The organism is Clostridium sp. Cult3 (assembly GCF_021655115.1).
Classification (GTDB): Bacteria; Bacillota; Clostridia; order Tissierellales; family Tepidimicrobiaceae; genus PPXY01.
Map to the genome: position 1 here is coordinate 1 of NZ_PPXY01000031.1, position 10808 is coordinate 10808.

Sequence of the window (10808 nt, forward strand, 5' to 3'; positions counted from 1 at the left end):
AGTTATTTCTTTTTGAGTCATATTAAATATCTCCTCTCTCATATATGACATTTTATCAGAATGAATTTAATATGACATTATCATAGAATAATAATAAAATAACCCATAACTTTCTTGACAATTCCTAACTCCTATGCTATACTTTTAAAAACAATTTCAAAGATAAGCTGTAATATAGAGGTTGCAGTTATGATGAGTACTATAGGTTTGACTTAGGGAGTCTTGGGCCTATGGGAAAGGTGTAGCTGCCGAAGCATAGGGTTTCCCTAAAGCCTTATGTTGGGGATGTGTCGAATAGGCCCATCACTGCAATTAGTTGTGACTACCCAATCCTCTAATAGAGCGCTATATTACACGGGGTAAAAGTATATGATTCTTTATAGAAATATAAAACAGTCATGGGTTCTTTTACTCGTGACTGTTTTTTTATTTTAATAGGAGAGTGATTCAATTGTCCATAGTAGTACAAAAATATGGAGGAACTTCTGTAGGTTCCATCGATAAAATCAAATCCGTTGCAAAAGGTTTGGCTAAGAGAAAGGAGGCTGGCTATGATTTAGTAGTTGTAGTTTCAGCTATGGGAAAAACCACCGATGACCTTATAGAAATGGCAAAGAAAATATCTAATAATCCTAGTAAAAGAGAATTGGATATGCTCTTATCTACGGGAGAACAAATGACATCGGCTCTTTTAGCTATGGCCCTAGAGGATATGGGCTATGATGCCATTGCCCTAACAGGATTTCAAGCAGGTATTGTGACGGAAGATAGACATACTAAGGCGTCTATTTTAGATATTGAAATTAAAAAGGTTAGATGTCATCTAAAGAAAGGTAAAATCGTAATAGTAGCTGGTTTCCAAGGTATAGATGAAAACGGTGATATTACTACACTTGGAAGGGGCGGCTCCGATACTACAGCAGTAGCCTTAGCAGCAAAATTAGGTTGTCCCTGTGAAATATATACCGATGTAGAGGGGATTTATGGAGTAGATCCTAGGATTTATCCTAATGCTAAAAAGCTTGATTATATCAGTTATGAAGAAATGCTAGAAATGGCTAGTCTAGGTGCAAAAGTAATAGAAACAAGGGCTGTGGAATTAGCCAGTAAATATCAAGTGCCTATATATATTGCTTTAAATACCGGACTAGTTACAGGAACTTATATAAAGGAGTTGAGTGAATCTATGGAAAGCAAGGTAGTTACAGGTCTTACCGCTAGTGATGATGATTTGATGGTTACCATTAACAATGTCTTATATAATACAAAAGATATTTGTTATATCTTTAGTAGATTAGCTGAAATGGATATAAATATAGATATGATCAGTCAAACTGCTCCCGTTCATGGTTATGTGAATATTTCTTTTACTGCCCCAAAGGATGGCAAAGACCTTGTAATGAAATTGATCCATGAGTTGAAGATGAAGATGAGAGAGATAAAGGTGGATATCCAGGAGGATGTAACCAAAATATCCGTAGTAGGGCTAGGTATGAGAACCCAATCGGGGGTGGCTGCAAGGCTATTTAAGATATTTGCCGATAATGATATCCAGTTTAAACAGGTAACTACATCTGAAATTAGAATATCCTATACTATAAATACCAAGGACAAGGAAAAAGCTATATATAAAATAGCTGAAGAATTTGATATGTAATGTATTTGAGCCCTAGGAAACTAATATTAGCTTCCTAAGGCTTATTTTATAATTTAATCACTAGATAGATATTCTAATATACCCTTTTTTATTGCAAAAGCAACCTTTTCCTTATATTTTCGGTCCTTCAACAGCTTGTTTTCCTCTAAATTGGTTATAAAGCCTACTTCTACTAGTACTCCAGTATATTTTGTTTCCCTCAATACATAAAAGTTTTCCGATAAAACCTCTGCCCTTAAGGATGTATCCTTAAGAAATTTATCATATACATGTATATCTACCGACTTAGCTATGCTTTCAGCTAATCTTTGCCCTTCCATGGAATTGGGGAAGTGGTATATTTTTATACCTCTGGCTGAGGACTTCTTGCTGGAGTTTACATGAATACTAACAAAGACTAAAGGATCATTTTCATTGATAATACTCTTCCTAGCATCTAAATCCCTTCTATATCTAGAGGCCTTAATGGAGCTTAGTTCTTCTAAGGATACGTCTTTTTCCCTAGTCATGATAACTTCAAATCCTTCTACCAACAACTCCTTTTTTAACTTTAATCCTACATCTAAATTGATATCTTTTTCCAATATATCATTTCTATCCCCAGTACCTCCATCTATGCCTCCATGGCCTGGATCTATAACTATTATTTGCCTATCTTTAGGGTTAAATATTTTCGATACCCTTGAACTTTTTAAAAAGGCTATAATTCCAATTAATACTATTATAGTACCTAATAGTATTAGCTTTTTTCTATCCAATTTTATCACATAAATCCTAGATTTTTTTCCCATATCCTCACCTTATATAGACCATAATATAAACCTACTTCTATGATTATTTCATACATTAATATAATAGAACTTGTTTTTTATTTTCTCCTAGCAAAGTCTACAAATCTAAATTTATCTGGCCTATGCCTTGATTCAGTGTATTGAAATAAGCTGGCATCGTCTAAATAGGTGTAGGACTTAACTACTACTACCATATCGAAGCTCTCTAAATCCAAGTATTCCTTATCCTCTTTAGATATCTGCTGAAGGGTTATCTCCTTTTTTGCAAATCCAATATTTAACCCTAGATCCTTCTCAATATATTCATATATGGAGGATTCACATATCTCCTTAGTCAGATTTGGTACATATCTGTTGTTAAAATAATCCTTATCCAATATGATCTTTTTGTCACCTATCTCCCTAACCCTAATAACCCGCCATACCAAATCTTCCTTCGTTAGCTCCAGTTTTTTAGCGAAGTATTTATCTGGATTTATAAGATCTAATTCATGGACTAGGGTATTGGATTTTACACCTAGTTTTTGGGAAAGTTCCTTAAAGCTTACTATACCTGTTATGGGAAAATCAAATTTATTTATATCCAATACAAAAGAACCCTTTCCCTTTATCTTGTGGATATATCCGTTCCCTTCTAATAGATCTAAAGCCTTTCTAACGGTGTCCCTAGACACCCCATACATATCCATTAACTGGTTTTCAGAAGGCAGCTTTTCTCCTGCCCCAATCTCCTTTTTTTCTATCGAATCCATTAAATCATTATATATACTCAAATATTTGATCTCCATATTATATCACCTTAATTCATAGTACCATCAGTAATTTAATTTTTCAAGATGATATACTATAGCTTCATAAGGTCTTAATTTTATAGAATTAATATTCTTATTAGAAGGTTCATAATTAGATATCAACACTTCAGCTTTATATCCTTTTAAGTCCATCTCCTCAGGAAGCTCAAATAGGGTTTTTTCTCCATAGAAATTATTGATAACCAATAGTTTCTCATCCTTATATTCCCTCATATATGCAAATATCCTTGGATGTTCTTCCAATATGGATAGAAAACTACCATGAGATATTATAGGATATTGTTTTCTTAAGCTAATCAACTCCTTATAATAGTAGAATATTGAATCCTTATCCTCTAGAGCCTCTTTTACATTTATCTTATCATAGTTAGAACTAATGGGAATCCAAGGTTCTCCAGTAGTAAATCCCCCATTTAGGCTAGAATCCCATTGCATAGGAGTTCTAGAATTATCCCTAGATTTAGATTGCAATATTTTTATTATCTCATCATGTTCCATGCCTTTATCCCTTAGTATGTGATAATATTGGATGGATTCTACATCTCTATAGTCTTCAATTCTATCAAAATAGGGATTGGTCATGCCTATTTCCTCTCCTTGATATATATAGGGAGTTCCCCTTAGCATGTGAAGAGCTGTAGCCAACATCTTAGCCGATTCCTTCAAGTATTTTTCATCATTGCCAAAACGGGATACTATTCTAGGTTGGTCATGATTACACCAAAACAAGGCATTCCAGCCCTTTCCCTTTTCCATACCTAGTTGCCAATCTATCAATATCCTCTTTAATTGTAAAAAATCAAAATCCATCAAAGACCATTTGTCTCCATCTTTATAATCCACCTTTAGATGATGGAAGTTAAAAACCATGGATAATTCCTTTTCCTCTGGATTGGAGTATTTAATACAGTTTTCAATATCTGTAGAAGACATTTCCCCCACGGTAATTATATCTTCCTTTAGTCCAAAGGTATTTTCATTTAGTTCCTTCAAATACTCATGAACTCTTGGTCCATCGGTATAAAATCTTCTACCATCGCCTTGTAGATCATCTACAAATTCTTCTGGCTTGGAAATTAGATTAATAACATCTAGTCTAAATCCTTTGACCCCTTTGTCAATCCAAAAGTTGACTATGTCATAGATCTCTTTCCTCACCTGAGGATTGTCCCAGTTAAGATCTGCTTGGGTTTTATGAAATAGATGAAGATAGTATTCATCAAATTCCTCCACATACTGCCATGCTGAGCCCCCAAATTTGGATTGCCAATTGGTTGGCTCCCTTCCATCTTTAGGCTCTTTAAATATATAGTAGTCCTTATATCTTTCATCTCCAGTTAAGGCCTTTTGAAACCATTCGTGTTCTGTAGAAGTATGATTTAATACCATATCTAGCATTATTCCTATGCCTCGTTCATTTGCTTCATCTACCAGCTGTTCAAAATCCTCCATGGTGCCAAATTTAGGATCTATTTTTCTATAATCAGATACATCATAACCATTATCCTTTTGAGGAGATAAATAAAAAGGGGTAAGCCAAATATAATCTACACCTAATTCCTTTAGGTAATCCATCTTCTCTATTACCCCTTTTAAATCTCCAATGCCATCGCCATTAGAATCCCTAAAGGATTTTGGATATATCTGGTATATTACGCTTTTTCTGAAGTCTATCATAGTATATTCTCTCCTTCATATATTGTGACTAAAAAAGAAGGAGGTTTCAACTCCTTCTTTTGGTTTTTATCCTTGATTCTTAGCTAATCTCTTATTTTCCCATCTTTTATTCTTGGAAAACGCCATAGTTAATCCAAAGGGTACAGCTACAGCTAGGAACATAGCTATGGCAAACTTACCCATGTATTGGGGTTGGATGGAAAGTATACCTGGTAATCCCCCAACACCTATGGAATTAGCCATAACCCCGGTGCCCACAGAAAATATTGCTGCCAATGCTGAACCTATCATAGCCGCCAAAAATGGATAGCTGTATTTAAGATTTATTCCAAACATTGCCGGCTCTGTTACCCCCAAATAAGCAGATATGGTAGCGGGAATAGATATTTGCTTTTCTTCTTCATTTTTCTTATGAAGAAATATAATAGCTAAAACTGCAGAACCTTGAGCAATATTGGATAGGGCTATCATAGGCCATAGGTTAGTCCCACCAAATTCACTCATAAGCTGTAAATCTATAGCATTGGTCATATGATGAAGACCTGTGATTACTAATGGTGAATATAAAAATCCAAATAAAGCTGCAAACAGCCACTTAAACCCAGAGGTCAATCCACCATAAACTCCATTAGATATAACTGTACCTATTTTCCAGCCAATTGGACCTAATATTATATGAGCTACCAATACAGTAGGTACTAGGGATAGAAATGGCACTACTATCATAGATATATACTCTGGGACTACTTTACGTAATCTCTTCTCTAGGAATACCAATAAATACCCTGCTAGCATAGCTGGTATAACCTGAGCTTGATAACCTATCATCTGTACTTGTGCAAATCCAAAATCCCAAACGGGTATTTCTGCCCCACCTGCTACTCCATATGCATTTAGCAATTGAGGTGATACCAATGTGATTCCAAGTACTATTCCCAATATTTGAGTGGTACCAGATTTTTTAGCTATGGACCAGGTAATACCTACGGGTAAGAAGTGGAATATAGCCTCTCCTATTAACCATAGGAAGTGATGTACCCCTGCCCAAAATTGAGAAACCTCTATTAAAGTTTTGGTTCCTCCTTCTAACATCTTAATATCTCCAATTATATTTCTAAAACCGAGTATAAGTCCACCTACTACAATAGCAGGAATAATTGGAGCAAATATTTCTGCTAAATGAGATACTAGTCTCTGTAGAGGATTTAAATTTTGTCTACCAGCCACCTTCGTATCTTCCTTTGTGGCTACTTCTATATCTGCTATTTGAATCAATTCATTGTAAAATGTAGATACTTCATTTCCAATTATTACTTGGAACTGGCCTGCCTGAGTAAAAGACCCTTTCACAGATTTTATGCCCTCAATTTTTTCTATATCCGCTCTCTTTGGATCATTTAATACAAAGCGTAATCGAGTAGCACAATGGGACACGTTTACAATATTGTCTTTACCACCGATATAGTCTATCAACTGATTAATATCATTGGTAAATTTGGACATATCATTACCCCCTTAAATATAATTTAAAATTTGGTTTTAGGAAAACCTTTTTTAATCCTGTACGTACAAGTCCTATTATTTTTAGTATAACCTGTACGTACAAGTTTGTCAAGGAAAATAAAAACTGGGTTTTATTTTAACCCAGTTTATCTTTTTTATTTAAATAATCATCTATGGCACTTCTTAAAGCCTGTACGCCGAGATTAGAGCAGTGAAGCTTGTTTTCTGGTAATCCATCTAATGCTTCTACTATGTCCTCTTCTTCTATTTTTAACGCATCTTCTATGGTTTTTCCCTTTGCAAGGACGGTAGTCATACTAGAAGTTGCCACTGAAGCAGTGCATCCAAATACCAAAAAGGATATGTCCTCGATAATATCATCTTTTACCTTTATATATATGGTTAAAGAATCGCCACATCCAGGATCTCCATAGGTACCTTTTCCATCATAATCTACCATACTGCCTACATTTTGTGGGCTCATAAAATGTTCTATTACCTTTATAGAATACTGGGAATACATATATCTCACTTCCTATTTATAAAATTGATAGTACTTTGTCTATTATAACACCTAATCCTCTAGGAATGAACATCAATTCAAAAATTTCAATGCTATTTTATTGAAAAAATGCCTTAATAAGAAGATATAAATTGCCACTGTTATTAAATATATTTTAGCTATAATACAAATAATAATTTTGTATTATATTATTGGATTGGAGGGTTTTTATGAGAATTAAAAGTTATTTTGGAGATTTAAAAACGGCCAATGAAGTGGTGAATAAACTTCAAGGAGCAGGATTTAATAATTCCTATATAGATGCTAATGATCACTATATCGGAAATAGAGATGTGAAGACGGACTTAGCTGGTACTGCTGGCGGGGAAAGTCTTTCAGATTTAGTTCTAAACTCTGGAGCTGATAATGTGGATAAGGGAAGTTCACCTTTAGCTGCAGCTAATCCCATGGTCAGCGGTATGAGTGATTTTGAGGAGATTACAGATATCAACTGCTGTGTCATTACAGATGTAGATGAGAATAATATTCATGAAGCGGAAGAGATAATAAAAAGCATGGGTGGTACCTTAGAAGATCCCAATGTAAGTAGATATAAGGCTATTGCAAGGGAAGATGTTTTAGTAGAAAGGCCTGATGGGCAAGGCAATCAAATCTATACTAATAGAAAATAGGAAAAGAGCAGTAGATTGCTACTGCTCTTCAATTTTAATATGATATTATTTTGCTTGTTCTAGTGCATTTTTTACAGCTACTTTCCAACCTTCTACAGTTTCAGTAGCTGTGGCAATAGTATCTACTTCATAGCTTTGTTTTTCTAACATTTCCTTTGCCACATCTTCCTTAAATTGCTTCAAATTTGGCTTGTCATCATCTCCAGTCCATTCATCATAGTTTACTTCATCACCTTCAGGAGTCATCCTTTTCAATACGATATCTGCTATTTGGCCATCCACTATTGTAACTTCCGCCTCTTCATACCCGAATTCCCTTTTTTCACTCTGGCCTACATAGGTACCATCTTTATATGTAGCACCTTTACCAGAATCCTTTGATCCACAGGCAGTTAAAGTTACCATTAAAGATGTGACTACTAGAACTGTTAGGAGAATCTTAAAAGATCTTTTCAACTTATTTCACCCCTTGCTTTTTAGATTCAAATATTGGGATCTTTATCCCATCATTATTATTTAATACCCAATTTATAGATAAAATCCACATTTATATGAATTGTTTTTTGTTATGGTATTTGCTGGAAAATGCAATTTATATCTTGAATATGTGTTCGTATGCATGTATAATATAATGACTTAATATTTGACATCTAAGGAGGTATATTATGACAGGAAAGACCCATGTGGCAATGGGTATTGCAGCGGGATTAACCCTATCCCATGGGCAATCACCAGAAAATCAATTAATTTTAGTATTAGCTTCCATGGTCGGCTCTTTAATACCAGATTTAGACCATCCTAAAGGTAAGTTAAATCAAAAGATATTATGGATTAACAATGGCCTTTATAGGATGTTGTTTTATTTAGCTTTAGGCAGTATATTGATGTATTTGAATTTTGTTAAAAATAATAAGTACTTAATGCTTTTGGGATTAGTGTTTGTTCTTATAGGTATATCTAGTCATAGAGGATTCACTCACAGTATAGTAGGATTTCTACTATCTGCATCTGTAGTTAAAATGGGTACTTCAAACTATGGACTGGATTCCCTATATTCTGGTTTTATGGTAGGGTATGTATTGCATCTAGTAGCAGATTTTTTTACTCCTAGGGGAATAAGATTGTTCTATCCACTGAAGATAAGTGTATCTTCTCCTATCAACATTAAAACTGGTAACTATTGGGAAAGGATAATATTTACTATCTTAAGTATATATTGTGTGTTTGTTTTGATGGGATATATAGGTTAAAAGCATAGCTTCAAGTTTAATTACCTTGAAGCTATGCTTTTTATTTATAACCATCAGCCTCATCTCTTTATATTGTTATAAACTTATAAAGTTTCGAAATGTACTGTGCATCTATACCATAAATTTCGATAAAAACCGACATGTATCGTTACTATGTTTAGATTTATTGCTCATTATTGAATGTTTTTTTGTGAATATCTAACATAGAATCGAAATATTTTTTTAAGTACAATTTTTATGTGTATTTTTTGAGTACGGTATTTCGAGTAAAAGCTTTTTATAACAATGTTTAAATGCTAACTATACTCCATATTACTCAAAAAATAAAATCATATTAAATTATATTAAAAGGGGAGATTCAAATGAACGGGGACAATACTTCAGATTCATTCTTAGAAAGGTTTTACAATCTATCTGAGAATGGAACCGATGTAAAAACCGAAATTATGGCAGGTATTACAACTTTTATAACAATGGCTTATGCACTAATTATTATTCCTAGTTTCTTAGCAGATGCAGGAATACCACAGGAAGGGCTTTACACTTCTGTATGTTTAGTTGCAATAATAGGTACTATGTTACATGCATTTTACTCTAAGCTACCATTTGCCACTTCACCAGGACTAGGGCTTACTATATTCTTCGCATATAAAGTATGTGCACCCGTGTCCCAAGGGGGATTTGGTTATACTTGGCAGCAAGGTTTAGCTGCTGTTGCAATATCAGGCATGCTATTCGTAATAATCACATTAACACCTTTAAGAAAAATCATTATTAATGCTTTGCCTGATTGTGTAAAGATAGCAATAACGGCTGGTATTGGATTGTTCATATCTCTTATTGGATTTAAAAATTCTGGAATCATTGTTGCAGTTGAAGGTGGGATGCACTTTGGTGATTTAAGGGATCCAGCAGTACTATTAAGTATTTTAGGCTTATTTTTAATTTTAATCCTTATGGCTAAAGGGGTAAAGGCTGCAATCCTCATCTCCATAGCTATAGTTACTATAGTGGGAATTCCTCTTGGTGTAACTGATTTTTCAGGATTCCAAGCCTTCTCATTACCACCATCAATAGCAGATACTTTTTTTAAACAGGACTTCGCTGGTCTACTGGGTAGTGGCGGTACTGGAAAAGCCATATTAAATATTGGTATGATTATACTTACCATTAGTATGGTTGACCTGTTTGACAATATTGGTACAATGTTAGCAGTTGCTGAAAAAGGTAATTTATACGATGAAAATGGAGATGTTAAAAACTTTAAGAAAGCGTTACTTACAGATGCTATCGCTACAACTTTGAGTTCTTTCTTAGGATGTACGACCACATCAACTTATTTAGAAGTTTGCTCAGGGATTGCTGCCGGAGGTAGAACTGGACTTTCTGCACTTGCTACAGGTGTTATGTTTATTATAGCTTTATTCTTCTCAGGTATAGTGGGTATAGTGCCAGGGGCTGCTACAGCACCAGTCCTTATCGTAATCGGCGTTCTTATGATTGGAGCAGTAACCAAATTAGACTTCGATGATATGACGAAAGCGGCACCATCTTTCTTTACTATTGCATTAATGCCTTTTACGGGAAGTATTGCTGAAGGTATTGCAGTAGGTATTATCTCTTATGTGATTTTAAAACTTGCTACAGGAAAATATAAAGAAATTAAACCAGCGATGTATGTATTATCTATCTTATTCATGATAAGATTTGCTATAATGTAAAGGATTTAATATTATATACATAAAAGCCAAGGGAAGTTTAAACTTCCCTTGGCTTTTAAAATAGCAATAAAAATAGAAATAACTTCTCTTAATGATGCACATTTTATGAATTATGTGTCGTTAATTCTAAATTACTTTAGTGGTAGCCCCCGGCATATTTATAAAGAACGGCATCTCCGATTCGAGATTTGGCAAATAGCACG

At 34.3% G+C, this 10808-nt stretch carries 10 protein-coding genes and 1 riboswitch; of the genes, 4 read left to right on the forward strand and 6 right to left on the reverse strand.

Annotated elements, in window-relative coordinates; translation table 11 throughout:
• Positions 1–167: 167 nt before the first annotated feature.
• A riboswitch (Lysine riboswitch) is annotated at positions 168–356 on the forward strand.
• 95 nt (positions 357–451) lie between these two features.
• Positions 452–1657, forward strand: a complete 1206-nt coding sequence (locus tag C3E88_RS06930) for an aspartate kinase (protein ID WP_236909442.1) — start codon at positions 452–454, stop codon at positions 1655–1657.
• Positions 1658–1710: 53 nt separating this feature from the next.
• Here the strand turns inward: C3E88_RS06930 and C3E88_RS06935 are convergent, their stop codons facing one another.
• The 5 genes from C3E88_RS06935 to C3E88_RS06955 all read right to left on the reverse strand — a co-directional run bounded on the left by C3E88_RS06935 (position 1711) and on the right by C3E88_RS06955 (position 6963).
• Positions 1711–2415 (reverse strand): N-acetylmuramoyl-L-alanine amidase family protein, encoded by a 705-nt coding sequence (locus C3E88_RS06935; protein WP_236909443.1) that lies wholly within the window; start codon positions 2413–2415, stop codon positions 1711–1713.
• A 110-nt stretch (positions 2416–2525) separates the two neighbouring features.
• Positions 2526–3236, reverse strand: a complete 711-nt coding sequence (treR, locus tag C3E88_RS06940) for a trehalose operon repressor (protein WP_236909444.1) — start codon at positions 3234–3236, stop codon at positions 2526–2528.
• Positions 3237–3263: 27 nt separating this feature from the next.
• Positions 3264–4937, reverse strand: a complete 1674-nt coding sequence (gene treC, locus C3E88_RS06945) for an alpha,alpha-phosphotrehalase (RefSeq protein WP_236909445.1) — start codon at positions 4935–4937, stop codon at positions 3264–3266.
• Positions 4938–5003: 66 nt separating this feature from the next.
• Positions 5004–6440, reverse strand: a complete 1437-nt coding sequence (gene treP / locus C3E88_RS06950) for a PTS system trehalose-specific EIIBC component (RefSeq protein WP_236909446.1) — start codon at positions 6438–6440, stop codon at positions 5004–5006.
• A gap of 136 nt (positions 6441–6576) precedes the next feature.
• The gene (locus C3E88_RS06955) at positions 6577–6963 is read right to left on the reverse strand and encodes an iron-sulfur cluster assembly scaffold protein (protein WP_236909447.1); all 387 of its coding nucleotides are present in this window, start codon (positions 6961–6963) and stop codon (positions 6577–6579) included.
• A gap of 209 nt (positions 6964–7172) precedes the next feature.
• Here C3E88_RS06955 and C3E88_RS06960 point away from each other — a divergent pair, with 209 nt between their 5' ends.
• Positions 7173–7634: a hypothetical protein gene (locus C3E88_RS06960; RefSeq protein WP_236909448.1), complete on the forward strand. Its 462-nt coding sequence runs from the start codon at positions 7173–7175 to the stop codon at positions 7632–7634.
• Between the two features lie 45 nt (positions 7635–7679).
• Here C3E88_RS06960 and C3E88_RS06965 read toward each other — a convergent pair whose 3' ends face one another.
• Complete coding sequence (locus C3E88_RS06965; RefSeq protein ID WP_236909449.1) at positions 7680–8090, reverse strand: FMN-binding protein; 411 nt, start codon at positions 8088–8090, stop codon at positions 7680–7682.
• A 209-nt stretch (positions 8091–8299) separates the two neighbouring features.
• On the opposite strand from C3E88_RS06965, the gene C3E88_RS06970 reads away from it, so the two are divergent.
• Both C3E88_RS06970 and C3E88_RS06975 read left to right on the forward strand, forming a co-directional pair.
• On the forward strand, positions 8300–8884 hold the full coding sequence (locus C3E88_RS06970) for a metal-dependent hydrolase (protein ID WP_236909450.1): 585 nt from the start codon (positions 8300–8302) through the stop codon (positions 8882–8884).
• A 362-nt stretch (positions 8885–9246) separates the two neighbouring features.
• The gene (locus C3E88_RS06975) at positions 9247–10605 is read left to right on the forward strand and encodes an NCS2 family permease (protein WP_236909451.1); all 1359 of its coding nucleotides are present in this window, start codon (positions 9247–9249) and stop codon (positions 10603–10605) included.
• Positions 10606–10808: the final 203 nt, after the last annotated feature.

Excerpts from the sequence above, each read along its gene's own strand:
- treR (WP_236909444.1), bottom strand. The coding sequence starts at position 3,236 with ATGGAGATCAAATATTTGAGTATATATAATGATTTAATGGATTCGATA.
- treC (WP_236909445.1), bottom strand. The coding sequence starts at position 4,937 with ATGATAGACTTCAGAAAAAGCGTAATATACCAGATATATCCAAAATCC.
- treP (WP_236909446.1), bottom strand. The coding sequence starts at position 6,440 with ATGTCCAAATTTACCAATGATATTAATCAGTTGATAGACTATATCGGT.
- C3E88_RS06955 (WP_236909447.1), bottom strand. The coding sequence starts at position 6,963 with ATGTATTCCCAGTATTCTATAAAGGTAATAGAACATTTTATGAGCCCA.
- C3E88_RS06960 (WP_236909448.1), top strand. The coding sequence starts at position 7,173 with ATGAGAATTAAAAGTTATTTTGGAGATTTAAAAACGGCCAATGAAGTG.
- C3E88_RS06970 (WP_236909450.1), top strand. The coding sequence starts at position 8,300 with ATGACAGGAAAGACCCATGTGGCAATGGGTATTGCAGCGGGATTAACC.
- C3E88_RS06975 (WP_236909451.1), top strand. The coding sequence starts at position 9,247 with ATGAACGGGGACAATACTTCAGATTCATTCTTAGAAAGGTTTTACAAT.